Source organism: Pseudomonas putida, from assembly GCF_002906855.1.
GTDB classification, from domain to species: Bacteria; Pseudomonadota; Gammaproteobacteria; order Pseudomonadales; family Pseudomonadaceae; genus Aquipseudomonas; species Aquipseudomonas putida_N.
This window is the reverse complement of sequence record NZ_MINI01000028.1, coordinates 910,790-935,437: the sequence shown is the minus strand read 5'-3', so window position 1 is coordinate 935,437 and position 24,648 is coordinate 910,790. Positions and strand designations below refer to the sequence as shown.

Here is a 24,648-nt window from a genome sequence, read left to right as displayed (position 1 = left end):
GGTTAGAGCTTGCCCTGGGGTGGCAATATCCATCGTGTGCAGAGTGCTATCCGTTTTGTGCAATTATTGGCGCGATAGCATTTATCCATTGAACAGTGCGCATCGCCTGAAGTAAGCTCGGGCTCATTCACTGGAGAGCAACATGCCGAAACACACCCGCAATCACGCCAACCATACCGGTCGCACCCTGCGCCCAGTGCTGGCCGTTGCCGGCTGCCAGGCTGCTGCCAGCTATTACTTTGGGTATTGGTTTAGCCACTAGGCGCCGATACCCACCCGGCGCCCACCTTCGAGGGGCCGCCGAACATGAGAATACTCAAACCCCCGGTCGGCTCCCCGCCCGGGGGTTTTGCTTTTCAGGCCATTGCACTTTTACCGATTCGAACTGAGGACAGATTCATGAACTACGCCACTTATTACTACGCAAGCACCTATGCCTGGCGATTTAGCCAATCCCGTTCGGGCCAGCCTGCCGCCTCCGATCGGTCCATCACGGGTGGCAATGCTGCAGATCATCAATCAACGAATAGTCGAACACCTCGATAGGGCCGACCGCGCGGGCCAGAACCCGCCGTCCGCCCAGGGAACATACGCCATGCAAGCCTCGAACCTCGCTCTACCCCTGACCCAACCGCACGCTGCCAACACCTCCGTTAGCCAGCGCCTGCCCAGCCCGCACCTGCTCAAGCAGCAGATGCCGCTGTCCAGCGAACTCGCCCAGCAAGTTCACAGCCACCGCCAGGCCATCCGCGCCATTCTCGAAGGCCGCGATGAGCGCCTGCTGGTGATCGTCGGTCCGTGCTCGATCCACGACCCCCGTTCGGCCCTGGAATACGCCGACCGCCTGGCGGCGCTGAGCCGCGAAGTCGATGACAAGCTGCTGCTGGTGATGCGCGCCTACGTGGAAAAACCCCGCACCACGGTGGGCTGGAAAGGCCTGGCCTACGACCCGCACCTCGATGGCAGCGACGACATGCATGCCGGCATCGCCCTGTCCCGCGGCTTGATGCTGAGCATGATCGAACGCGGCCTGCCGATCGCCACCGAGTTGCTGCAACCGATGGCCGCCGGCTACTTCGATGACCTGTTGGGCTGGGCGGCGATTGGCGCACGCACCACCGAATCGCAGATTCACCGGGAAATGGTCAGCGGCCTGGAGCTGCCGGTCGGTTTCAAGAACGGCACCGACGGCGGCGTCGGCATCGCCAGTGACGCCATGCGCAGCGCGGCGGCCCCGCACCGCCACTTCGGCATGGATGCGCAGGGCTACCCGGCGATCATCGAAACCCTGGGCAACCCGGATACCCATCTGGTACTGCGCGGCGGCCACAAGGGCCCGAACTACGATGCCGCCAGCATCGCCCTGGCCCGCCAAGGCCTGGCCAAAGCCGGTTTGCAGGCACGCATCGTGGTCGACTGCAGCCATGCCAACAGCGGCAAGGACCCAGCCCGCCAGCCCGCCGTGTTCGAGGACGTGCTGGCCCAGCGCCTGGCCGGTGACCGCTCGCTGGTCGGCGTAATGCTCGAAGGCCACCTGTTCGATGGCTGCCAGGCCCTGGGCAAGGGCGCGCTGAAATACGGCGTGTCGATCACCGATGGCTGCCTGGGCTGGAGCGCGACCGAAACCCTGCTGCGCGAGGCCGCGGCCCGTCTGTGAAGTGCCTACAGCAAGCCTGGCGAGACATCACCCGATCAAGTGCGCTAGGCTTGCCGTTTTCACCCCCAAGGAGCAGTACCCATGGCACGCGCCACCGCACGTCACATCCTCGTCGCCACTGAAGACAAGTGCAACGAACTGAAAGCCCAGATCGAAGCCGGTGCCGACTTCGCTGAAATCGCCAAGGCCAATTCCACCTGTCCGTCCAGCCGCCAGGGCGGTGACCTGGGTTCGTTCGGCCCAGGCCAGATGGTCAAGGAATTCGACACCGTGGTGTTCAGCGCCCCGGTCAACACCGTACAGGGCCCGGTCAAGACCCAGTTCGGCTATCACCTGCTGGAAGTGACCAGCCGCCAGGACTAAGTCATCGAATCCGATGACTATCCCTGTGGGAGCGGGTTTACCCGCGAATAGGCCAGCCCAGGCAACTACATTGCCGGCTCGCGCCTCTTCGCGGGTAAAGCCGTTCCCACAAGCCATTTTTGGGGTCGTGCTGTTGTGTATGGGCTGGATGGCCCAAGCCGCGCCCACCCACGCTTTGACCGTCTACGGCGAAGCCCCCCGCTACAGCGAAACCTTCCGCCACTTCGAATACGCCAACCCCGACGCTCCCAAGCGTGGCCTGATGCGCCGCTCAGCCATCGAGATCGGCCAGTTCGACCATATCCTGCCCTACATCGACAAAGGCATCGGCGTCAGCGAGGTCGATGGCTGGCTGTATGCGCCCCTGGCGCAACGCTCGTTCGACGAACCCTATACCGTTTACGGCCTGATAGCCCGGCGCATGGAACGTGGCCCGGACGACGCCTGGCTGCGCTTCGAGATTGACCCCAAGGCGACGTTCGCCGATGGCAAGCCGGTGCGCGCCGAAGATGTGCGCTTCAGCTTCAATAAACTCATGGCCGAAGGCAGCCTCAAGTACCGCACCCAGTTCGCCGAAGTTGCCGGGGTCACGGTCGAAGGCCCGCTGCAGGTGCGCTTCGACTTCAAGCAGCCCCACGGCCGCACCCTGGCCCTGGACCTGGCCAGCCTGCCAGTGCTGCCCGAGCACGATTGGGCCAACCGCGATTTTGCCAACGGCGCCGGTTTTGACAAGCCGGTCGGCAGCGGCCCGTACCGAATCGGGCGCATCGACAACGGCCGCAGCATCACCTTCGAACGCGACCCGAACTGGTGGGCCAAGGACTTGCCGGTCAATCGCGGGCGCTACAATTTCGAACACATCCGCATCGAGTATTTCGGCGATACCGAAGTGGCACGCCAGGTGCTCAAGGGCGGTGGCTACGACTACAACCGCGAGTTTTCCGCCACCGCCTACACCCTGGGCTACAACGGCGCGCAGCTGGACGATGGCCGCCTGCAACGGGCCCATCTGGGGCCGGCCAAGCCTCAGGCGGCCCAGGGCTTCGTGTTCAACCTCGACAAGCCCCAATTCAAGGACCGCCGTGTGCGCCAGGCACTGGCCATGCTCTGGGACTTCGAGTGGAGCAACCGGCAAATGATGCGCAACATGTACATCCGCCAGCAGAGCGTGTTCTCCAATACCCCGCTGGCGGCCCGCGAACTGCCGGATGCGGGCGAGCTCAAACTGCTCGAACCGCTGCGCGGCCGGGTGCCGGACGAAGTCTTCAACCAGGTGTTCACGGCGCCGGTCACCGACGGCTCGGGGATCATTCGCCCGCAACAACTGCAGGCGCTGGCCTTGTTACAACAGGCCGGCTGGCACCCCGACGGTGATCGCCTGGTCAACGCCCAGGGCGAGCCGCTGGAATTCACCTTCCTCAACGGCCAGTCCGGCATGGAACGCCTGCTGCTGCCGTGGAAGCGCAACCTGGCACAGATAGGTATCAGCCTGAACATTCGCAACGTCGATTCGGCGCAGTACGTGAACCGGTTGATGGCCCGCGACTACGACATGATCGTCACCGGCTATTCGGTGACCCTCTCGCCAGGCGCCGAGCTGTACAACTACTTCGGCTCGGCCGCCGCCAACGACCCGGGCTCGAACAACCTGATGGTGCTCAAGGACCCGGTGGTGGACCAGCTGATCGACGGCCTGGTGCGCGCCGATACCCAGGCCGACATGCTGCACCACGCCCATGCCCTGGACCGGGTGCTGCAATGGAACTACTACTGGATCCCCAACTATTACCCGCCCGGCAGCTCGACAGTGTGGTGGAACCGCTTCGGCCTGCCGAAAATCCAGCCCGCCTATGACGAAGGCCTGGACAGCTGGTGGGAAATCAGCCCGACCGCACTGACCAACGCGCAGATGGCCGAACGGCAGAAGGCCCAGCCATGACCAGCTACATCTTGCGGCGCCTGCTGCTGATCATCCCGACCTTGCTGGCGATCCTGCTGGTCAACTTCGCCATCGTCCAGGCCGCCCCCGGTGGCCCGGTCGAGCAGGCGGTAGCGCGGCTGCAGGGCCTGGGCGGCGGTGCGCCCGGCTCCCGGGCCGAAGTGGTACACGGCGAGTCCCGAGCCACCCGCGGCCTGGACCCAAAGCTGATCGAGGAGATCAAGCGCCAGTACGGTTTCGACAAGACCGCCTCGGAACGCCTGTGGCTGATGCTCGGCCAGTACGCCCGGCTGGACTTCGGCCAGAGCTTCTTCCGCGGCGCCAAGGTCACCGACCTGATCCTCGACAAGCTGCCGGTGACCCTGTCACTGGGCTTCTGGGCCACGCTGATCACCTACCTGGTGTCGATCCCGCTGGGTATCCGCAAGGCAGTACGCCATGGCAGCCGCTTCGATACCTGGAGCAGCGCGCTGATCGTGGTCGGCTATGCCCTGCCCTCGTTCCTGTTCGCGCTGCTGCTGATCGTGCTGTTCGCGGGCGGCACCTCGCTGAACTGGTTCCCGGTTCGTGGCCTGGTATCGGATGACTTCGACCAGCTCAGCCTGCTGGGCAAGGTCACCGATTACTTCTGGCATCTGGTGTTGCCAGTCGGCGCACTGGTGATCGGTGGCTTCGCCACCCTTACTCTGCTGACCAAAAACGCCTTTCTCGATGAAATCTCCCGCCAATACGTGGTCACGGCCCGCGCCAAAGGCCTGAGCGAACGCCGCGTGCTTTATGGGCATGTGTTGCGCAACGCCATGCTGCTGGTGCTGGCCGGCCTGCCCCAAGCGCTGATCACAGTGTTCTTCGCCGGCTCGTTGCTGATCGAGGTGATCTTCTCTCTCGACGGCCTTGGTCGCATGAGCTACGAAGCAGCGGTGTCACGCGACTATCCGGTGGTGTTCGGCACGCTGTTCATCTTCACCCTGGCCGGCCTGCTGTTCCGCCTGATTGGCGACCTGGCCTTCACCGTGCTCGACCCGCGCATCGACTTCGACACGAGGGCGCACTGATGCTGTCGCCGGTTTCGCGTCGTCGCCTGCAGCGTTTTCGCCGCAACCGCCTCGGCTGGGTGTCGCTGTGGCTGTTCGCCGGCCTGCTGGCGCTGAGCCTGTGCGCCGAGCTGGTGGCCAACGACAAGCCGCTGCTGCTGAGCTACAAAGGCGATTTGTACATGCCGGCGCTCAAGCGCTACAGCGAGCAGCAGTTTGGCGGCCAGCTGCCGTTCCAGCCGGACTACCGCAGTGCCTATGTGCGCCAGCTGATCGAGGGCCAGGGCGGCTGGATGCTGTTCGCCCCCATCCCGTTCAGCGCCGACACACCCAACTACGACCTGCTGGTGCCCACCCCCAGCCCGCCGAGCGCGAGCAACTGGCTGGGAACCGACGACCAAGGCCGCGACGTGCTGGCGCGGGTGCTGTATGGCACGCGCACCTCGCTGTTGTTCGCCTTTGCCCTGACGGTGATCAGCGTGCTCATCGGCGTCGGCGCCGGCGCGCTGCAAGGCTATTACGGCGGCTGGGTGGACCTGTTCGGGCAGCGCTTGCTGGAGGTATGGTCGGGGCTGCCGGTGCTGTACCTGCTGATCATCCTCAGTGGCTTTGTCGAGCCGGATTTCTGGTGGTTGCTGGGCATCATGGCGCTGTTTTCGTGGCTGGCCCTGGTCGATGTGGTGCGCGCCGAATTTCTGCGTGGGCGCAACCTCGAATACGTGAAGGCGGCGCGTGCCTTGGGGTTGTCAGACACCCTGGTGATGCTGCGCCATGTGCTGCCTAATGCGATGAACGCGACCTTTACCTATGTACCCTTCATGCTCACCGGGGCCATCACCACGCTGACGGCGCTGGATTTCCTCGGCTTCGGCATGCCCGCCGGCAGCGCTTCACTGGGTGAGCTGGTGACTCAGGGCAAGCAGCACCTGGAAGCGCCGTGGTTGGGTTTTACCGCGTTCTTTGCCCTGGCGGTGATCTTGTCGCTGCTGGTGTTTATCGGCGATGCCTTGCGTGAGGCGTTCGACCCCAGACGATAGGTTTCAGGATTTTAACCATGCATGACAGCGACAGCCTCAAGGACTACCCCCAGGTACGGCAACTGGCGATCCGCTCGCTGTTCGAGATCATCGAGCAATCCAGCGAAGGCACGGTGATCGTCGGCCGTGATGCACGCATCGTCTGGATGAACGAGCGCTACGCCCGGCGCTTCGGCCTGGCCGACGCAGCCAGCGCGATCGGCCAGCCGTGCGAGGCGGTCATTCCGGGCAGCCTGATGCGCCAGGTAGTGAGCGATGGCCGGCCGATCCTGCTGGACATGCTCGATACCCCCAACGAGCCGCTGGTGGTGATGCGCCTGCCGATTCACGATGCCCAGGGCGCCCTGATCGGGGCCATCGGCTTCGCCCTGTTCGAAGAGCTGCGCAGCCTGTCGCCCTTGCTCAAGCGCTATGCGAGCATGCAACAGGAACTGGCCAGCACCCGCTCGCAATTGCGCGCACGCCAGGCCAAGTACAGCTTCGCCCAGTTCGTCGGCAGCAGCCCGGCCAGCCTCGAAGCCAAGCGGCGCGCAAGGCGCGGTGCGGGCAGCGATTCGCCGGTGCTGCTGCTGGGAGAGACCGGCACTGGCAAAGAGTTGTTGGCCCATGCCATTCATGCGGCTTCGGCGCGGGCGCACAAGGCCTTTGTCAGCATCAACAGTGCGGCAATCCCCGAAACCCTGCTGGAAGCCGAGTTTTTCGGCACCGCACCCGGTGCCTTTACCGGCGCCGACCGCAAGGGCCGCAGCGGTAAGCTGCAACTGGCCGAGGGTGGCACGCTGTTCCTCGACGAGATTGGTGACATGCCGCTGGCTCTACAGAGCAAGCTGCTACGCGTACTGCAGGAAAAGGAGTACGAACCGGTTGGCTCGAACCAGATGCTGCGCAGCGATGTGCGCATCATTGCCGCCACCTCCATCGATCTGCAGGCGGCCATGGCCCGTGGGGCATTTCGTGCCGACCTTTACTACCGGTTGAATGTGCTGCCGATTGAAGTGCCGCCGCTGCGCGAGCGCGTCGAAGACTTGCCGGCGCTGTGCGAAGCAATCCTGGCCGAGCTGGGCAGCCAGTACGAGCTGGAGCAGGACGCCCAGGCATTGCTGGCGCGGCATGGGTGGCCGGGGAATATTCGTGAGCTGCGCAACGTGTTGGAGCGGGCGACGTTGCTGGCCGACCAACCGCGCCTTGGTGTCGCCGACCTTACGGCGGCACTGGGGCCGCTGAGCCCGGTCGCGGATCAGGAACAACGGATGCGCTATCGTGAGGCGTGTGAACAGTTTGAGCGCAGGCTACTTGCCGGGGCGTTGGCCGAGCATGCGGGAAATGTGCCCGAGGCTGCCAAGGCGCTGGGGTTGGGGCGCTCGACTTTGTACAAGAAGATGGTAGCGCTCGGTCTCTGAATGGAGACTTTTGTTTCATTTTTGAGATTGCCGCGAGGGCTGCTCTCGAACGCGGATAAACGCGCTCTTACAGGGGTACGCGGTCTCCGGTAGGAGCGCATCCATCCGCGATGGTCGCACAGCGGCCCCTGCAATCTCAAAATGGAGACACAGCCATTAAACAAAACAAAAAATTCCTTTAAGTTCATATAGTTAAGAAATTGGCACGATTCCCGCTATCTCCCGGCCACCCATAACAACAAGACTCACCCAGGAGATCCATCCCGATGACCGTGCTCATCGCCCTCGCCGCTCTGGCCCTGCTGATGCTGGCCGCCTATCGCGGTTACAGCGTGATTCTCTTCGCCCCCATCGCCGCCCTCGGCGCCGTCCTGCTTACCGACCCGGCCGCCGTAGCCCCCGCGTTCACCGGGGTGTTCATGGAGAAGATGGTCGGTTTCATCAAGCTGTACTTCCCGGTGTTCCTGCTCGGCGCCGTGTTCGGCAAGCTCATCGAGCTGTCCGGCTTCTCGCGCTCGATCGTCGCCGCCGCTATCCGCCTGCTTGGCACTCGCCAGGCGATGCTGGTGATCGTGCTGGTCTGTGCCCTGCTCACCTATGGCGGCGTATCGCTGTTCGTGGTGGTGTTCGCGGTGTATCCGTTCGCCGCCGAAATGTTCCGCCAGAGCGACATCCCCAAGCGCCTGATCCCGGCGACCATCGCCCTGGGCGCGTTCTCGTTCACCATGGATGCTCTGCCCGGCACCCCGCAGATCCAGAACATCATCCCCAGCACCTTCTTCAACACTACCGCCTGGGCCGCGCCATGGCTGGGGCTGATCGGCACGCTGTTCGTGGTTTGCAGCGGCATGCTCTACCTGCAGCGCCAGCGCAACAAGGCCCAGTGCGCGGGTGAAGGCTACGGCAGCAACCTGCGCAACGAACCTGAAACCGCCACCGACCTTGCCCTGCCCAACCCCTGGCTGGCGCTGTCGCCGCTGGTACTGGTGGGGGTGATGAACCTGCTGTTCACCCACTGGATCCCGCAGTGGTACGGCCCCAGCCACACCCTGCAGTTGCCGGGCATGAGCGCACCGGTCAACAGCGACGTGGCCAAGCTCACGGCAATCTGGGCGGTGCAGGCTGCCCTGCTGGTGGGCATCCTGATGGTGCTGGTATGTGCCTTCGGGGTGATCCGCGAGCGCCTGGCCGAGGGCACCAAGAGTGCAGTCGGTGGCGCCTTGCTGGCGGCCATGAACACCGCCTCCGAGTATGGCTTTGGTGCCGTCATCGCTTCGCTGCCGGGCTTTCTGGTGCTGGCCGATGCGCTGCGCGGGATTCCTAACCCGCTGGTCAACGAAGCGATCACCGTGACCTTGCTGGCCGGCATCACCGGCTCCGCCTCGGGTGGCATGAGCATCGCCCTGGCGGCCATGAGCGACAGCTTCATTGCTGCGGCCCATGCCGCCAACATTCCCCTCGAAGTGCTGCACCGGGTGGCCGCGATGGCCAGTGGCGGCATGGACACCCTGCCACACAACGGCGCGGTGATCACCTTGTTGGCCGTGACCGGGCTGACCCACCGCGAAGCCTACAAGGACATTTTCGGTATTACCCTGATCAAGACCCTGGCGGTATTCGTGGTCATTGCCACGTTCTACGCCACCGGCATCGTCTAAGGAGTATTTACATGACTTTGAAAGGCAAGACGGCACTCGTCACTGGTTCCACTAGCGGCATCGGCCTGGGCATCGCCCAGGTACTGGCCCGGGCTGGCGCGAACATTGTGCTCAACGGTTTCGGCGACCCGTCGCCGGCATTGGCAGCGGTCGCCGGCCAAGGCGTCAAGGTTGCCCACCACCCGGCGGACCTGTCCGATGTGGCGCAGATCGAAGCGCTGTTCGCGATGGCTGAGCGCGAGTTCGGCGGCGTCGACATCCTGGTCAGCAACGCCGGCATCCAGCACGTGGCGCCGGTGGAGCAGTTCCCGCTGGAAAGCTGGGACAAGATCATCGCCCTCAACCTCTCGGCCGTGTTCCACGGGACCCGCCTGGCCCTGCCCGGCATGCGCGCGCGCAACTGGGGGCGGATCATCAATATCGCTTCGGTGCACGGTCTGGTCGGCTCCACCGGCAAGGCGGCCTATGTGGCGGCCAAGCATGGCGTGGTCGGGTTGACCAAGGTGGTGGGGCTGGAAACCGCCACCAGCAACGTCACCTGCAACGCCATCTGCCCAGGGTGGGTGCTGACCCCGCTGGTTCAGAAGCAAATCGACGATCGTGCTGCCAACGGCGTCGATCCGCAGCAAGCGCAGCACGATCTGCTGGCCGAGAAGCAACCTTCGCTGGCCTTCGTCACCCCCGAACACCTCGGTGAGCTGGTACTATTCCTGTGCAGCGAGGCCGGTAGCCAGGTTCGCGGTGCCGCCTGGAACGTCGATGGTGGCTGGTTGGCCCAGTGACGGGCGGCCTGGGCCTGGCAACGGTTTTGCACTCGTTTACCTGCAAGGAGGCCCTATGCGCCCAACCCCAATGACCGCGATCTTTGCCCTGACTCTGGCCGCCGCCGCTCCGGCGATGGCCGCCAGCCTCAAGGACGTCGCGCCCTATCCCGAGGCGGAAAAAGGCTTCACCCGGCAGGTCATCCACCTGCCGGCGCAAACCGATGAATCGGCCCACAAGCTGGAAATCCTGGCCGGCAAGACGCTGGAAGTGGACTGCAACCGCCAGCGCCTGGCCGGCAGCCTGGAAGAACACACCCTCGAAGGCTGGGGCTACAGCTACTACCGCCTGGACAAGATCGGTGGGCCAGCCAGCACCCTGATGGCCTGCCCGGATGGCAAGAAGACCCAGGCCTTCGTGCCGGTGGTCGGTGAAGGCTTCATGCTGCGCTACAACAGCAAACTGCCTGTCGTGGTGTATGTGCCCAAGGGTGTCGAAGTGCGTTATCGCGTGTGGTCGGCATCGGAAGAGGTGCAAAAGGCTAAAGTGGAATAAGTCACCCCGAGGGCCCTTCACGGGCCCTCAACCCCAAGCAGTCTCTGGAGGTTCGGCATGAACGATGTGCTCTGGCGCCCCTCCACGGCGCAGATCGAAGCCAGCCGGATGGATGCCTTCCGCCGCCGGGTGAACTTGCGCTACAACTTGCAGCTCAATGACTACGCGGCCTTGCACCGCTGGAGCATCGAGCAGCGTCCGGTCTTCTGGCAAACCCTTGCCGACTATTTTCATGTGGCCTGGCATACCCCTGCCAACCAGATCCTCAGCGAAGGCGCGCAGATGCCTGACGCCCGCTGGTTCAGTGGGGCAACCCTGAATTTCGCCGAACACCTGCTGCGCCGTCGTGACGACCGGCCTGCGATGGTTTCCGTGCGCGAAGATGGCCAGCGCACGGTCTTCACCCATGCCCAACTGGCCGCTGAAGTTGCGGGCCTGCAGAAAGCGTTCAAGGCAGCTGGCATCGTGCCCGGTGACCGCATCGCGGCAGTCATGCCCAATACCTGGCAAACCCTGGTGGCAATGCTCGCCTGCAGCAGTCTGGGTGCGGTCTGGTCGACGTCTTCGCCGGAGTTCGGGCTGCACGGCATCATCGATCGGTTCGGCCAGATCGAACCGAAACTGCTGCTAGTCTGCGCCGGTTATAAGTACGCCGGCAAGTCGATCGACCAGGTCGACAAGATCAACCAGGTCTGCGCCCAGTTGCCGAGGCTGCAGCAGTTGATCGTGGTGCCCTATACCCGCCCCCACACCCAAGCGTGTGAATTCACCGCCGCCAAGGTCAGCCTGTGGGATGACTTCTACCAGCCCGGCGGCGAACCTGAGTTTGCCTCGCTGCCGTTCGACCACCCGCTGTACATTCTCTATTCCAGCGGCACCACGGGTGTGCCCAAGTGTATCGTCCACCGTGCCGGCGGCCTGCTGCTGCAGCACCTCAAGGAACATGGCCTGCACAACGACCTGAAGGCCGACGATGTGCTGTTCTACTACACCACCTGTGGCTGGATGATGTGGAACTGGCTGGTCAGCGGCCTGGCCGTCGGCGCCACCCTGGTGTTGTATGACGGCTCCCCCTTCCACCCTGGCCCCGAGCGCCTGCTTGACCTGATCGACGCCGAACGCATCCAGGCCTTCGGCACCAGTGCCAAGTACCTGGCCGCGCTGGAGCAGGAAGGTCTGGAACCGGCCCGCAGCCATCGCCTCGACAGCCTGCGGTTGATCCTCTCCACCGGTTCACCATTGTCGCCGCACAGCTACGACTACGTGTACGGCAAGATCAAGGCTGACCTGTGCCTGGCGTCGATGTCCGGCGGTACCGATATCGTTTCGTGTTTCGTGCTCGGCAACCCGACGCTACCGGTGCGCCGCGGCGAAATGGCCTGTAAGGGCCTGGGCATGGCCGTGGAAGTGTGGAACGAACAGGGCCAGCCAGTGCTCGACGAAAAAGGCGAGTTGGTCTGCACCCGCAACTTCCCGTCGATGCCGATGGGCTTCTGGAGCGACAGCGACGGCAGCCGCTACCATGACGCGTATTTCAGCCGGTTCCCCGGGGTCTGGGCGCAGGGCGACTACGCCGAACAGCGCAGCAGCAGCGGCGGCCTGCTGATCCATGGCCGCTCCGACGCCGTACTCAACCCCGGCGGCGTGCGCATCGGCACGGCAGAGATCTATCGCCAGGTGGAAAAGGTCGAAGAGGTGCTGGAAAGCGTGGCGATCGGCCAGGACTGGCACGGCGATGTGCGCGTGGTGCTGTTCGTGCGCCTGCGCGATGGCCTGCAACTCGACGACGCCCTGCGCCAGCGCATTCGCCAGGTGATCCGACAGTACACCACGCCGCGCCATGTGCCAGCGGTCATTGCCCAGGTAACCGACATCCCACGCACCATCAGCGGCAAACTGGTGGAACTGGCCATCCGCAACGTGGTGCATGGGCTACCGGTGAAAAATACCGACGCCCTGGCGAACCCGCAGGCACTGGAGCAGTTTCGTGACCGCACGGAGCTGCGCGATCAGGCATAATGGCGCCCTTTTTTGCCCCGAAGCACAGGTGTACCCATGAAAGCTCAAGCCCGCCATATCCTGGTCAAGACTGCTGACGAAGCCGAAAAGCTCAAGCAGCGCATCGCCAACGGCGAGGCCTTCGACGTGCTGGCGAAGAAGTTCTCCACCTGCCCGTCGGGCAAGCGCGGCGGTGACCTGGGCGAAGTACGCCCGGGCCAGCTGGTGGGCGCGATCGATCAAGTGATCTTCAAGAAGCCCCTGCGCGTGGTGCACGGGCCGATCAAGAGCAAGTTCGGCTACCACCTGGTGCAAACCTTCTATCGCGATTGATAGCCACGGGCCACCTGGCATTTTTGCCAGTTGGCCCGTGTCAATGCATTGACATACAACTCCGGCAGGGCCGAAGCGGCATATGAAATGCCGCTCAAGGTTGTGGTCCCTCAATGGACACGGAGACCTGCCGATGCCTTGCCCTCGCCTGCTGCTGCCTGCTGCCTTTCCCCTCCTCACCCTGCCGCTGATCGTTAACGCGCAAACCTTGCTGGTTTCGCCTGGCGACAACCTTGGCGCCGTCGTACAGACCCCGGCCATTGATGATTTCAGAATGACCGGCGGAACGATTCGGTCACTCAACCAAGGGCAAGGCTACGACACGTTCTACATGTCCGGCGGGCGAATCGTCGGCGCATTCGAGGACGGCGACCGTGCAATCTTCGCTGGCGGACGAATTGGCCGTGTCGACCTCAAGCTGGCCGACAACTACTTCGCCATGTCCCAGGACCTTGGTGTCGAAACCTTGATCGATGGCAACCTGGTCAGCGGTTTCGGCAACGACACCATCATCCTTCGTGGCGGCACCATCGGCGGTAACATCAGCACCAGCGGCGGTACCGACGACATCACCATCAGCGGCGGTCTGTTTAAGGGCAATGTACTGGCCAGCGCAGGTGACGACCTCTTCACCTGGACGGGTGGCCGCATAGGCGGCAAGGTCGATAAGGGCCAAGGTGATGACCATGCAAGCATCGTTGGCCTCGACGCCAGCACGCTGGTCACTGAACTGGACGGCGGCCGCGGCAACGACAGCCTGGTATTCGAGAACAGCCAGATCAATGGCGGGGCCCGGTATGTGAACTGGGAAGCAATCGGCCTGTTCGAAAACAGCCGCCTCACGCTCGACGACACGTTGACCCTTGGCGACGGCACCGTTGAGCAACCTGGTAGCGGCACAGGCGCCCTGCTCATTGACGACAGCAGCACACTGGTTTCCCGCCACGGGATCATGATGCCCATCAGCCAAGGGCAAGATGCGACGCTAAACAATGCTGGCACCATTGACCTCAGCAGCGGCAATGATGCACAGGGCAGATTGACGGTGAACGGCAACTACGTTGGGGAGAACGGACTGCTGCGCGTAAACAGCATACTCGCGGGCGATGACGCAGCATCCGACCGGCTGGTGGTCAGCCAGGGCAGCATCAGCGGCAGCACGCGCCTGGAGGTGAACAATTTAGGTGGCGCGGGTGCCGCCACCAACCAGAATGGTATCCAGGTCGTCGAAGCGCGCAATGGCGCCACCAGCACCGCCACGGCTTTTGTCCAGACTCAGACGCTATCGGTCGGCGCTTACGACTACCGACTGTTTAAAGGTGGGATGACTGCGGGCAGCGAAAACAGCTGGTACCTGCGCTCGACGCTGGTCGCGCTGCCCGCTCCGGCCGTCACCCCGCCTGTCGCGGCGCCAGCACCCGGTCAGCCCGACCTGCCAGCGCCCGTGCAAGGTGAAAGCCTGCCGCTGTATCGCCCGGAAGTGCCGGTCTATGCTGCTGCCCCTAGAGGCGCCGCCATCATAGCCCGCCAGGCGCTGGGCACGTTCCATCAGCGCCAAGGTGACCAGCAATTGCTGCAGGGCGGGGGCGCCCTCCCCGCCAGCTGGGGCCAGGCCTATGGCGGCGCGCTGCGCCAGCAATGGAGCGGCACCGTCAGCCCGAGCCTGGACGGCGACCTGTTTGGTTTCAAGGTGGGTCAGGACCTGTACGCCATGGTCAGCGATGACGGCTATCGCCAGCATCTGGGCCTATACGTCAGCCATAGCCGGTTGGACGCCGACGTCAAAGGCTTTGCCCTGGCCGTGGAGGATCGCAGCGTGGGTGACCTCAAGCTCGACGGCGACAGTGTCGGCGGCTACTGGACGCTGGTGGGTCCACAAGGCTGGTACCTCGACAGCGTGCTGCAGTACACCAAGCTCGATGGCCGAGCCCGCTCCGACCGGGGCGACAAGCTGAACATCGACGGCCACGCCTGGACTGCGTCGCTGGAGTCCGGCTACCCGATCAGCCTCTCCGAGCGCTGGATCCTGGAGCCACAAGCCCAGCTGATCGCCCAGAAAGTCTCGCTGGACAGCGCCAACGACAGCGTCTCGCACGTCAGCCATGACGCCCAGGTCGAGCTGACCGGTCGGCTCGGCGTGCGCCTCGAAGGCGCCTACAAAGCAAGCAGCGGGCGCCTGCTGCAACCCTATGCGCAACTGAACCTGTGGCACGGCGACGGCGGCCGGGACACCCTGACCTTCGATGGCGTGGACAAGATCAAGACCGACTACCGCTACACCTCGCTACAGCTCGAAACCGGCCTGGTCGCCCAGGTTAGCGAGGCGCTGAGCCTGCACGGCGGCGTGCAGTACTCACGCAACCTCGACAGCCGCCAGCAGGAAGCCAGCAGCGTGAACCTGGGCGTGCGCTGGCAGTTCTAGCGCCGCGCCGCCAGCAGGCCGAGGCCGGCGCAACCAAGCAGCGAGGCGCTGACCCGGTTGAACAGCCGGCGTGGCCCGGGCTGGCTGAACCAGCGTTGCATGTAGGCACCCAGGCCTGAATAGATGGCGATCGCCGCCCACTCCAGCAGCAAGAACAGCACGCCAAGCCATAGGAACTGCTCACTCACCGGCGTGGCGCTGCCAACCGAAACAAACTGCGGCAGGAAGGCGGTGAAGATCAGGATGGCTTTCGGGTTGCCCGCCGCCACCCAGAATTCCTGGCGTGCCAGGCGCCACGTGCCGCGCGGGTGATCACTGGCCACCACGGCTTCGCCGACCGGGGCGCGCCACAGCTGCCAGGCGATGTAGAACAGGTACGCCGCGCCCACCACCTTGATCGCCAGGAACAGGTACTCGCTGGTGTGCAGCACCACCGCCAGGCCCATGGCGGCGAGGGCGATCATGCCGCTGAAGGCGAGAATTCGCCCGCCGCCGGCCACGCAGGCAGTGCGCAGGCCGTAGCGGCTGGCATTGTGCAGCGACAACAGGTTGTTCGGCCCCGGTGCCATGTTCAGGGCGAAGCAGGCGGGGATGAATAGCAACAGGCTCGACAGGTCCATTTTGTTCTCCAGGCAATCAGCCGCTACTGTCGATGCCGTGCAGGGGCCGGGTCAAGGTACAGCCAACGGCAAAAACTGTACGGTCGCTCGCCCGGCGCTGCTAAGCTGCCCAGCTGACCGAGGACCCTGTCATGCCCACTGCCCGCTCCCAGCTCTGGCGCGACCCGGCACTGCCCTGGGTGGAAAGCCGCCGCGCCTGCCATAGCCGCGCCTGCTACAAGGCGCACAGTCACCCGACCTTCTCCATCGGCGCAGTGGATGCTGGTAGCAGCTGCTTCAGCGGAGCCGGCGACGGGCAGGAGCGCCTGACACCGGGCACCCTGGTGTTGGTGCCGGCGCAGCGAGTGCATGCCTGCAACCCCGAGCCTGGCCAGGCTTGGAGCTATCAGATGCTGCATGTGGATGCCAGCTGGCTAGCGCAATTGCGCCTGGAGTCAGGGCTCGAAGCGGCAAGGCCCGGTGCCCCTGCACGGATCAGCCGGGAACCGACGCTGTACCAAGAATTCTGCAACTTGAACGACCTGCTCTTCTCTACAGCCAGCATCGGTGAGAAGGAAGCGGCGCTCGTGGCATTGCTCGGCGATCACGATTTTTCCGCGCAACCGGTTTCGCTGGCAGCGCCCGCACCTGTGCTGGGGATGCCGACCTTACGTGAGTTGATCGAACACATCGAAGCGCAAGACCTGGCGCAACTGAGCCTTGAGCGCCTGGCCGGGCAGGCGGGCCTTGGCCGCTATCAGTTGATCCGGGCGTTTCGCGCCGCCACCGGGCTGACACCCCATGCCTATCTGCTTAACGCGCGGGTCAACCGTGGCCGGGTACTGCTGCGTGACGGGCTGGCGTTGGCCGAGGTTGCGTACCAGCTGGGGTTTGCCGACCAGAGCCACTTCCAGCGGGTGTTCAAGGCCCATGTCGGGGTCACGCCGGGGCAGTACCGGCACGCGCAATAATCTTCAATACCTGCTCCAGGGCAGCCTCCAGACTGCGGCTTTGCTACCGAGAAAGCCCACCATGGAGCAGTTCCTGATCGTCGCCCTCGCCCACTTCCTCGCCCTGCTGTCACCGGGGCCGGACTTTTTCCTGGTCGCCCGCACGTCTATATCGGCGGGTTGGCGTGTGGCCAGCGGCGCCTGCCTGGGCATCGCCCTGGCCAATGGCCTGTTCATTGCCATGGCCTTTGCCGGCCTGGCCATCCTGCGCGAAGGCAGTGCGATGTTCCTTACCCTGCAACTGGCCGGTGCCGGTTACCTGTTGTACATCGGCTTGCTGTTCGTGCGTCATGCCGGTAAAAGCGAGCTGACAGCCGTTGCCGGGCAAGCCGCGATCAAGGGTTGGTGGCGCGGCCTGGGCATGGGTTTTGTATCTGGGGCACTGAACCCGAAGAACGCGCTGTTCTACGCCAGCCTTGCCGGCATGGTGGCCAGCAGCAGCGCCGGCTGGAAGTGGCTGTACAGCGCCTGGATGTTCAGCATCGTGCTGCTGTGGGACCTGCTGGTGGCTGCGGCCATCGGCAATCAACGCCTGCTGCGGCGTTTCGCCCGTGCCCTGCCGTGGCTGGAACGGGCATCCGGGGTCATGCTGATGGTGCTGGCGGTGGCGCTGTTGATTCATCTGCTGGCGGGATGACCAGGCGCAGGCTGGCGAGGTCCATCAGGCTGAAATGGCCACTGGCCCAGCCACCGGTATCCAGATGCCAGACGTTGCCCAGCTGCTTGGCCCGCACCACCGGCGTATGCCCCACCAACAAGGCGCGCAGGCCTGCCACATGCTCGGTGTTGCCGTCCTTCAGTCGTTGACGCGACCACTGGCAAACCTCACGAACGCCTGCGTCGTCATCGAACAGCAAGCTATCGCGCAAGGCATTCCAGTCGTTGAACGGGCTGTCTGCATGCAGCAAGCCGATCAGGCCGACATCCGTTTGCACCTCCATGGCAATCGGCAGTTGCAGAAACCGTTCGACAAAGACTGCCTGCCTGTCACTGGGCATGTCGATGAACCAACCACCTCCTGCGGCACGGTACATTTCCAGGTCCAGGCGCCCGCCTTTCAGGCAAGTGATCGCCAGCGACTCGTGATTGCCCTGCACGGCATGGAACCAGGGCTGCTCCAGCCACCACAGGCACTCTTCACTGTGCGGCCCGCGGTCGACCAGGTCGCCGACGCTGAACAGCCGGTCCACTACTGGGTCGAAACCAGCTGCGTCCAGGCACTGCTCAAGCCGCCGAAAATGCCCGTGGATATCGCCCACGGCGAGGTCGCGCCCCTTGCTGTTGGCGGCTACCCGCCGAAACCGGCTCATTACAATGTTCCTCTGCTGGCGCGCGGCGGCCGGCGTAAATTGGAGCGACACGCAGCCCGCCGCGGAGGCGCATCATGCGTAACGCTCTCGTGTGTGCCGTGCTCATGGCGCTGTCATTCAACAGCATGGCACAAGGCACCCCGCCTGCGCAGGTCGAGGTGCGTTTCGACTAGCAGTGACCGCCTGTACGCGGAAAAGGCCATGCTCGACGACTGGCTTCGCCAGTGTGTCGGGGGTATGCTCGGCCATTCGACCTGTACCAGGGAAGGAACACACCATGAAACTCTGTGCCATACAATTGGCGTCGCGTAAAGGCGACCTGGCGGGCAACCTCGCCCGCCATCTGCGCTGCATCGAGCAAGCCGCGGCATTGGGCGCCGAGCTGGTGGTGTTCCCGGAACTGTCGTTGACCGGTTACGAACCGACCGTGGCGCGCCAGGTGGCCCTGCCGGTGACCTCTGCCCGCCTCGAGCCCTTGCAGGTGCTTTGTGACCAGCTGGCAATCAGCGTGGCCGTGGGTCTGCCATTGCCGACCGCCGAGGGCATTCGTATCGGCATGCCCATCCTGCGCCCAGGCCTGCCGCGCCTGGCATATGCCAAGCAGCGCCTGCATGACGATGAGCTGCCGTTCTTCACGCGTGGTGACCAACCCCTGGTGTTCGAATCGGGGACGCTGCAGATCGCCCCGGCCATCTGCTATGAATCGATGTTCATCGAACATGCCGCCCAGGCCCGTGGGCTGGGTGCCGAGCTGTATCTGGTCAGCGTGGCCAAGACCGCCAAAGGCATACGTGAAGGCAACGAGCATTACCCGGAGGTGGCGCGCACCCTGGGCATTCCGGTGCTGCTGGCCAACTGCGTCGGGCCGGCCGACAAGTTCATCGGTGCCGGCGGCTCCGCAGCCTGGGACAGCCAGGGCAACCTGCTGGCAGCGCTGGATGACAAGGCCGAAGGCCTTATCCTGCTGGATACCGCCAGCAACATCGCGCTCGGCCTGCCGCTGGATATGCCTGAGGCATGAAGTTTCTGCTGTCGACGCTATTCAGTTTTGCCGTCACCTACTACGTGGTCAGCCTGCTGATCCAGGGCCAGCTGGCTGAAATTGCCGAGAGTTTGCGGCACCGGCCCGATGCACCGACGCCGGGGGAGTACCTGCGCGAGGTAAGGCCGCATGCACAGCGTGCACGGCGTCAGTACACACTGATGGCAGGGTCTGTGCTGGCGCTGGTCGTCTGCCTGCTGGTGAGCTGGGTCAGCTGAGGAGCCTCTCCCACGAACAGGCCGCTACAGGTTTCTCACAGGTCGAGGGCCAGGCTCTGCCGCCCTTCCAATGCCAGCAGAAACTGTTTGGCTGGCAAGCCCCCGGCAAACCCGGTCAAGCTCCCGGACGCGCCGATAACCCGGTGACACGGGGCAATGATCGAGATCGGGTTGCGCCCGTTGGCTGCCCCCACTGCCCGCACGGCACTTGGGTTGCCGATCTGCAGGGCGATGTCGCTGTAGCTGCGGGTCTCACCAAATGGAATGGTCAGCAAGGCCGCCCACACCTGGCGCTGAAACTCAGTACCGGCAAAGTCCAGTGCCAGTTCGAAGTGTTGGCGCGTGCCAGCGAAGTACTCGCCCAGCTGGCGGGCCGTTTCGCACAGCGTCGGGTGGCGATCATCGCGGTGCAACTCGCCAAGCCGCACGCGGTTCTCACGCTCCTCCTCCCACAGCACGGCGGCGAGTCGCTCGCCGCGTGCCACCAGGGTCAGGGTGCCGACCGGAGACGGCATCAAAGAAAAGGCGCTGGACATCTGAGTTCCCTACGGCAAACCAGTTTCAGCGCACTTTAACGTCGCTCGCCCCCTTGCTGCATCCGCTTTCTTGCGCAGGTTATTCCGCGAGCAGCATCTGTCACAGCAGGTCGGCATCGAGCAGATACAGGCTGTGGCTACCCGCCTTGACGCTGGCACTCAGCGAGTGGGTGCGCGGCAGCAGGCGCGCGAAGTAGAACCGCGCGGTGGCCAGCTTGCTCTGGTGGAACGGCTCAGGTTGCGCCGTGTTCAGTGCGACTTCGGCCATGCGAGCCCACAGGTAGGCGTAGAGCGTGTAACCGAACGCATGCAGGTATTCCACCGACGCCGCGCCAATCTCCTGGGGGTTGCCCTGGCCACGGTCGAGGACCCAGGCGGTCAGTGCGTCGAGTTCGCTCACCGCCGCCAGCAGCGGCGTACCGAACTCGGCTGTCAGCGTCTCGGCGAACGTGCGGATCTCCGTCGACAGCAGGCGATACGCCTGGCCATCATCGCCCAGCAGTTTGCGCCCTACCAGATCGAGGGCCTGGATGCCGTTGGCACCTTCGTAGATCTGGGTGATGCGGCAATCGCGAATCAGCTGTTCCTGGCCCCATTCACGGATGTAGCCGTGGCCGCCGAACACCTGCTGGCCATGCACCGTGGTTTCCAGGCCCATGTCGGTGAGGAAGGCCTTGGCCACCGGAGTCAGCAAGGCCACCTTGGCCTCGGCCAGGCGGCGTGCGCCGGCATCCTCGCTGTACTTCGCCAGGTCCAGCTGCAACGCCACGTAGGTGGAGAATGCCCGCCCGCCCTCGTTCAGGGCCTTCATGGTCAGCAGCATACGTCGTACATCCGGGTGCACGACGATCGGGTCGGCAGCTTGCCCAGGCACCTCGGCGCCGGTCGGGGCACGACCCTGCTGGCGGTCGCGGGCATAGGCAATGGCATTCTGGTAGGAGCGCTCGCCCAGGGCCAGGCCCTGGATACCCACCCCCAGGCGCTCGTAGTTCATCATGGTGAACATGGCGTTCAGGCCTTTGTTCGGCTCGCCGACCAGGTAGCCGATGGCGCCGTCGAAGTTCATCACGCAGGTGGCCGAGGCCTTGATGCCCATCTTGTGCTCGATGGAGCCGCAGCTGACCGCATTGGCTTCGCCCAACGCGCCCTTGTCGTCGACCAGCACTTTCGGCACCAGGAACAGGGAAATGCCCTTTGCACCTGCGGGTGCATCGGGCAGACGGGCCAGCACCAGGTGGATGATGTTCTCGGTCAGGTCCTGCTCACCACCGGTGATGAAAATCTTGGTGCCGCTGACCCGGTAGCTGCCATCGGCCGCAGGTTCTGCACGGGTGCGCAGCAGGCCCAGGTCGGTGCCACAGTGCGACTCGGTCAGGCACATCGAACCCGTCCAGCGGCCTTCATACATCGGTGGCAGGTAACGGGCCTTGAGCGGCTCGCTGGCGTGGTTGAGCAAGGACAGGCAGGCGCCTGCAGTGAGCATCGGGTACAGGCCGAACGACAGGTTGGCGGCGTTGAGCATCTCTTCAAGCTGGGCGCCGATCACTTTCGGCATGCCCATGCCGCCATATTCCGGCGCGCCAGCCACACCCACCCAGCCATCTTCGGCGAACGCCCGGTAGGCATCGGCGAAACCGTCGGGGGTGATCACACGGCCGTTTTCCCAGCGGCAACCCTGTTCGTCACCGCAGCGGTTGAGCGGCGCCACCACCTCGGCAATCAGCTTGCCGGCCTGCTCCAGCACGGCGCGGGCAGTGTCGGCGTCGACTTGCTCGACCAAGGCCGGGGTCTGCGCCCACCAGGCCGGGATATCAAACACTTCGTTGAACAGGAAATCCATGTCGCGCAGTGGTGCAAGGTAATCAGACATGAGGCAAACACTCGCTTGCTTAGGTTGACGAACGTGACGCGGCACGGGCACAGCTGACTGCGGATGACTCAGAAGGTGCGGCTGCCCTTGATCCCCGCACGTTCCATCTTGCGATGGCACGGCGGGTAGTCCATGACCGCGTAATGCTGGGTGCTACGGTTGTCCCAGATGGCCACGCTGTTGGGCTTCCAGCGCCAGCGTACCTGGTACTCGGGCAGGTAGGCCTGGCTGACCAGGTAGCGCAGCAGGTCGCCGGCGCCGGGGTTGGCGTCCTGGCCGACCCGCACGCGCTGGGGCGTGTGGTAGTTGCTGAAGTGGGTCGTGAAGGCATTGACGAACAGCACCTGTTCGCCGGTTTCCGGGTGAGTGCGCACCACCGGATGTTCGGCATCCGGGAACTGCGCCTTGAGCGCCAGGCGCTTGTCGATCGGCATGGCCGCGCCGAAGCTGGCTTCGATGCTGTGGCGTGCACGCAAGCCTTCGATCTTCGCCTTCACGTCACGTGGCAGGTTTTCATAGGCCATCACCATGTTCGCCCACATCGTGTCGCCGCCTACCGGCGGGCACTCGACGCAGCGCAACACGCAGCCCATGGGCGGTACCTCGCGCCAGGTGGCGTCGGTGTGCCAGGCGTTTTCGTAACGGTCGTTGGGCTGGTCGGGACGCTTGTAGATCTGCACCAGGCCAGGGTGCTGCGGATCGCTGCCGGCCACCGGGTGGTCTTCGAGGTCACCAAAGCGCCGGGCAAAGGCCACGTGTTCGGCACGGCTGAAATGCTGGTCGCGCAGGAACAGCACACGGTGCTTGAGCAACTGCGCGCGCAGTTGCTCGAACAGATCGTCATCGTGGATCGCGTCAGCCAGGTTGACGCCGCTGATCTCGGCGCCGATTGCACAGCTCAGTTGTTCGATGTGCATGTGGTTGCCCTCTTCAGATGACGAAGATCGACGAGCCGGTGGTCTTGCGCGCTTCCAGGTCGCGATGGGCCTGGACGGCGTCCTGCAGGGCATAGTGCTGGTTGATTTCGATGCGGATGCGGCCACTGCTGACGTGGTCGAACAGCTCGCCGGCCAGGTCGGCCTTTTCCGCAGGGTCGGCAATGAAGTCGGCCAGTGCCGGGCGAGTCAGCTGCAGCGAACCCTTGATCGCCAGCAACTGTGGGTCGAACGGCGGGATGGTGCCAGAGGCGGTGCCGACGCAGACCATCAGGCCACGGCGTTTGAGCGAATCGAGCGAACCCATGAAAGTGTTCTTGCCCACGCTGTCGAACACCACGTTGACGCCGACGCCATCGGTGAGCTCACGCACACGGCTGGCCACATCCTCGACGCTGTAGTTGATGATCTGGTTGCAGCCATGGCTGCGGGCGACTTCGGCCTTGGCCTCGGTGGACACCGTGCCAATCACGTTCAGCCCCAGCAGCCGCGCCCACTGCGCGACGATCAGGCCGACGCCACCCGCCGCCGCATGCAGCAGCACGGTGTCGCCCGGTTTGAAGGCGTAAAGCCGGCGCATCAGGTAGGCCGCCGTCAGGCCGCGCATGGTCATGGCAGCGGCGGTTTCGAAGGCGATGGTTTCCGGCAGCTTGATCAGCGCTGCGGCGGGGATCAGCCGCTCGGTGCAATACGCGCCGAGGGTGTTGAGAAAGCCGGTGTAAGTGACCCGGTCACCCACCGCCACCTGAGTTACGCCTTCACCTAGCGCCTGCACCACGCCGGAGGCTTCCACACCGATGCCATTGGGCAGCGGGATTGGGTAGGTGCCATTGCGGAAATAGGTGTCGGCGTAGTTCAGGCCAACCGCCACGTGACGCAGGCGCACCTGCCCCGGGCCGGGATCGCCGACCTCGACATCCTCGTAGCGCAGCACTTCGGGGCCACCGGTCTGATGGAAACGTACGGCTTTTGACATGCTTGTCACTCCAATCATCGATCTGGACGCAGGGCGTCAGTTCTGGGTCATTGGAATGTAAGCGCTCCGGGTGCGGAGTGCTTCGCATCGGGCGACAGCGGGTTTTCATTTGATGACAGAGGCCAGGGCTGAGCCTGCAATCTTTTCTTCATGAGCCGTCTTGATGGTTAACAAAGGCCCGACTAATACTTAACTCTCTGCCTGGGGAGGCACGAAACATGCAAACAAGATTTGTTATCGTTCCGGCTGTGCCCATTGAAAAGCAGTCGTTCCGCATCGGCACCCGCTACTACGCGGCGGCCGTATGCGGTGGTTTCGATATCTACGACACTCAGGAAAAGGAGCGGCTCAAACCCAGTTACCCGAACAAGACGGATGCCGAGGTACAGTGCCGAAACATGAACATGGCAAAGTAGGCCAGGTAGTCAGCTACCTTGACCGCCATCGGTGAGGGCCGCAAATCCGGCCCTCACGGAAAACACGATCATCATTGATGCGGCTTGTCGGCCTCACCTTCCTGCCAGCCATTGATCAGGCGCTGGGCATTTTCGTCGCAATCCAAGCCCTGTGGCTTGCTCTCCATGCCAGCGATCACTGCCAGCAATTGCGCGCGGTTCTGTGCCAGGCGCAGCTGCATCGCTTCGATCTCGGCCACCTTGCGCATGAGGCTTGCCAGCAGCCGATCGTGCCGCGCCGCGCCGTCGCCAGCTGCGCTGGTCAGTTTGCGCATTTCCTCAAGGCTGAAGCCCGCCTGCTGCCCGCAGGTGATGATCTCAAGTGACCTCACCACCTGCTCTGGGTAATCCCGATAACCGTTACCCAGGCGCCTGGCCTCGATCAGCCCGCTGGCTTGATAGAAACGGATACGCGATGCGCTGAGGCCCGTGCGTCGGGCCAGTTCGCCAATTCTCATGCTGGGTGAAATTCTCTGTTGACCTTAAGGTTTACTTTAACCTTAGCCTTCTCCAAAACCCAACCCGCCCGACGCCCGGCG

24 protein-coding genes and 1 pseudogene are annotated in these 24,648 nt (G+C 63.9%); 18 read left to right on the top strand and 7 right to left on the bottom strand.

Features of this window, described 5'->3' with window-relative positions:
• Positions 1-595: 595 nt before the first annotated feature.
• The 12 genes from BGP85_RS04635 (at position 596) to BGP85_RS04580 (ending at position 15,158) form a co-directional block, all read left to right on the top strand.
• Positions 596-1,657: a 3-deoxy-7-phosphoheptulonate synthase gene (locus tag BGP85_RS04635; protein ID WP_103447458.1), complete on the top strand. Its 1,062-nt coding sequence runs from the start codon at positions 596-598 to the stop codon at positions 1,655-1,657.
• Between the two features lie 81 nt (positions 1,658-1,738).
• The gene (locus BGP85_RS04630; RefSeq protein ID WP_054884552.1) at positions 1,739-2,020 is read left to right on the top strand and encodes a peptidylprolyl isomerase; all 282 of its coding nucleotides are present in this window, start codon (positions 1,739-1,741) and stop codon (positions 2,018-2,020) included.
• A gap of 13 nt (positions 2,021-2,033) precedes the next feature.
• Positions 2,034-3,959, top strand: a complete 1,926-nt coding sequence (locus BGP85_RS04625; protein WP_103447459.1) for an extracellular solute-binding protein — start codon at positions 2,034-2,036, stop codon at positions 3,957-3,959.
• Positions 3,956-5,014, top strand: coding sequence for a microcin C ABC transporter permease YejB (locus BGP85_RS04620; RefSeq protein WP_103447460.1), 1,059 nt, complete (start codon positions 3,956-3,958; stop codon positions 5,012-5,014). Before BGP85_RS04625 ends, BGP85_RS04620 begins: the two co-directional genes overlap by 4 nt.
• Positions 5,014-6,030 (top strand): ABC transporter permease, encoded by a 1,017-nt coding sequence (locus BGP85_RS04615; RefSeq protein WP_103447461.1) that lies wholly within the window; start codon positions 5,014-5,016, stop codon positions 6,028-6,030. Before BGP85_RS04620 ends, BGP85_RS04615 begins: the two co-directional genes overlap by 1 nt.
• A gap of 17 nt (positions 6,031-6,047) precedes the next feature.
• The gene (locus BGP85_RS04610) at positions 6,048-7,430 is read left to right on the top strand and encodes a sigma-54 interaction domain-containing protein (protein WP_103447462.1); all 1,383 of its coding nucleotides are present in this window, start codon (positions 6,048-6,050) and stop codon (positions 7,428-7,430) included.
• A gap of 266 nt (positions 7,431-7,696) precedes the next feature.
• The gene (locus BGP85_RS04605) at positions 7,697-9,088 is read left to right on the top strand and encodes a GntP family permease (protein WP_103447463.1); all 1,392 of its coding nucleotides are present in this window, start codon (positions 7,697-7,699) and stop codon (positions 9,086-9,088) included.
• Positions 9,089-9,099: 11 nt separating this feature from the next.
• The gene (gene hbdH, locus BGP85_RS04600; protein ID WP_103447464.1) at positions 9,100-9,870 is read left to right on the top strand and encodes a 3-hydroxybutyrate dehydrogenase; all 771 of its coding nucleotides are present in this window, start codon (positions 9,100-9,102) and stop codon (positions 9,868-9,870) included.
• Positions 9,871-9,925: 55 nt separating this feature from the next.
• Positions 9,926-10,405, top strand: coding sequence for a serine protease inhibitor ecotin (gene eco / locus BGP85_RS04595; RefSeq protein WP_103447465.1), 480 nt, complete (start codon positions 9,926-9,928; stop codon positions 10,403-10,405).
• Between the two features lie 57 nt (positions 10,406-10,462).
• Complete coding sequence (locus BGP85_RS04590) at positions 10,463-12,424, top strand: acetoacetate--CoA ligase (RefSeq protein WP_103447466.1); 1,962 nt, start codon at positions 10,463-10,465, stop codon at positions 12,422-12,424.
• A 36-nt stretch (positions 12,425-12,460) separates the two neighbouring features.
• Positions 12,461-12,736, top strand: coding sequence for a peptidylprolyl isomerase (locus BGP85_RS04585; RefSeq protein ID WP_008095636.1), 276 nt, complete (start codon positions 12,461-12,463; stop codon positions 12,734-12,736).
• Between the two features lie 133 nt (positions 12,737-12,869).
• Positions 12,870-15,158 carry an autotransporter family protein gene (locus BGP85_RS04580; RefSeq protein WP_103447467.1) on the top strand — a complete coding sequence of 763 codons (2,289 nt, stop codon included), beginning with the start codon at positions 12,870-12,872 and terminating at the stop codon, positions 15,156-15,158.
• On the opposite strand, the gene BGP85_RS04575 is transcribed toward BGP85_RS04580, so the two are convergent.
• A complete protein-coding gene (locus tag BGP85_RS04575) occupies positions 15,155-15,778 on the bottom strand; it encodes a LysE family translocator (RefSeq protein ID WP_103447468.1) in 624 nt (207 codons plus the stop codon). The two genes, BGP85_RS04580 and BGP85_RS04575, sit on opposite strands and share 4 nt — an antisense overlap.
• A gap of 131 nt (positions 15,779-15,909) precedes the next feature.
• Here BGP85_RS04575 and BGP85_RS04570 point away from each other — a divergent pair, with 131 nt between their 5' ends.
• Complete coding sequence (locus BGP85_RS04570) at positions 15,910-16,728, top strand: helix-turn-helix domain-containing protein (RefSeq protein WP_103447469.1); 819 nt, start codon at positions 15,910-15,912, stop codon at positions 16,726-16,728.
• A 61-nt stretch (positions 16,729-16,789) separates the two neighbouring features.
• Positions 16,790-17,404 carry a LysE family translocator gene (locus BGP85_RS04565; protein WP_103447470.1) on the top strand — a complete coding sequence of 205 codons (615 nt, stop codon included), beginning with the start codon at positions 16,790-16,792 and terminating at the stop codon, positions 17,402-17,404.
• On the opposite strand, the gene BGP85_RS04560 is transcribed toward BGP85_RS04565, so the two are convergent.
• Positions 17,352-18,077 (bottom strand): metallophosphoesterase, encoded by a 726-nt coding sequence (locus BGP85_RS04560; RefSeq protein WP_103447471.1) that lies wholly within the window; start codon positions 18,075-18,077, stop codon positions 17,352-17,354. The two genes, BGP85_RS04565 and BGP85_RS04560, sit on opposite strands and share 53 nt — an antisense overlap.
• Positions 18,078-18,151: 74 nt before the next feature.
• On the opposite strand from BGP85_RS04560, the pseudogene BGP85_RS29530 reads away from it, so the two are divergent.
• From BGP85_RS29530 to BGP85_RS04545, 3 genes and pseudogenes are all read left to right on the top strand, one after another.
• Positions 18,152-18,247: pseudogene (locus BGP85_RS29530) on the top strand (DUF3016 domain-containing protein); the annotation flags it as partial.
• A gap of 107 nt (positions 18,248-18,354) precedes the next feature.
• Positions 18,355-19,098 (top strand): carbon-nitrogen hydrolase family protein, encoded by a 744-nt coding sequence (locus BGP85_RS04550; protein WP_103447472.1) that lies wholly within the window; start codon positions 18,355-18,357, stop codon positions 19,096-19,098.
• Entirely contained in the window at positions 19,095-19,337 is a 243-nt protein-coding gene (locus tag BGP85_RS04545; RefSeq protein ID WP_103447473.1) for a hypothetical protein, read from the top strand. Before BGP85_RS04550 ends, BGP85_RS04545 begins: the two co-directional genes overlap by 4 nt.
• 35 nt (positions 19,338-19,372) lie before the next feature.
• On the opposite strand, the gene BGP85_RS04540 is transcribed toward BGP85_RS04545, so the two are convergent.
• The 4 genes from BGP85_RS04540 to BGP85_RS04525 form a co-directional block, all read right to left on the bottom strand.
• Positions 19,373-19,873, bottom strand: coding sequence for a methylated-DNA--[protein]-cysteine S-methyltransferase (locus BGP85_RS04540; protein ID WP_103447474.1), 501 nt, complete (start codon positions 19,871-19,873; stop codon positions 19,373-19,375).
• Positions 19,874-19,973: 100 nt separating this feature from the next.
• Positions 19,974-21,743: an acyl-CoA dehydrogenase C-terminal domain-containing protein gene (locus BGP85_RS04535; protein WP_103447475.1), complete on the bottom strand. Its 1,770-nt coding sequence runs from the start codon at positions 21,741-21,743 to the stop codon at positions 19,974-19,976.
• Between the two features lie 68 nt (positions 21,744-21,811).
• Positions 21,812-22,660, bottom strand: coding sequence for a TauD/TfdA dioxygenase family protein (locus tag BGP85_RS04530; protein ID WP_103447476.1), 849 nt, complete (start codon positions 22,658-22,660; stop codon positions 21,812-21,814).
• 13 nt (positions 22,661-22,673) lie between these two features.
• On the bottom strand, positions 22,674-23,654 hold the full coding sequence (locus tag BGP85_RS04525; protein WP_103447477.1) for a quinone oxidoreductase family protein: 981 nt from the start codon (positions 23,652-23,654) through the stop codon (positions 22,674-22,676).
• A 218-nt stretch (positions 23,655-23,872) separates the two neighbouring features.
• Here BGP85_RS04525 and BGP85_RS04520 point away from each other — a divergent pair, with 218 nt between their 5' ends.
• On the top strand, positions 23,873-24,070 hold the full coding sequence (locus BGP85_RS04520) for a hypothetical protein (protein WP_103447478.1): 198 nt from the start codon (positions 23,873-23,875) through the stop codon (positions 24,068-24,070).
• Positions 24,071-24,141: 71 nt separating this feature from the next.
• Here BGP85_RS04520 and BGP85_RS04515 read toward each other — a convergent pair whose 3' ends face one another.
• Positions 24,142-24,567 (bottom strand): MerR family transcriptional regulator, encoded by a 426-nt coding sequence (locus BGP85_RS04515; RefSeq protein ID WP_103447479.1) that lies wholly within the window; start codon positions 24,565-24,567, stop codon positions 24,142-24,144.
• Positions 24,568-24,648 lie beyond the last annotated feature (81 nt).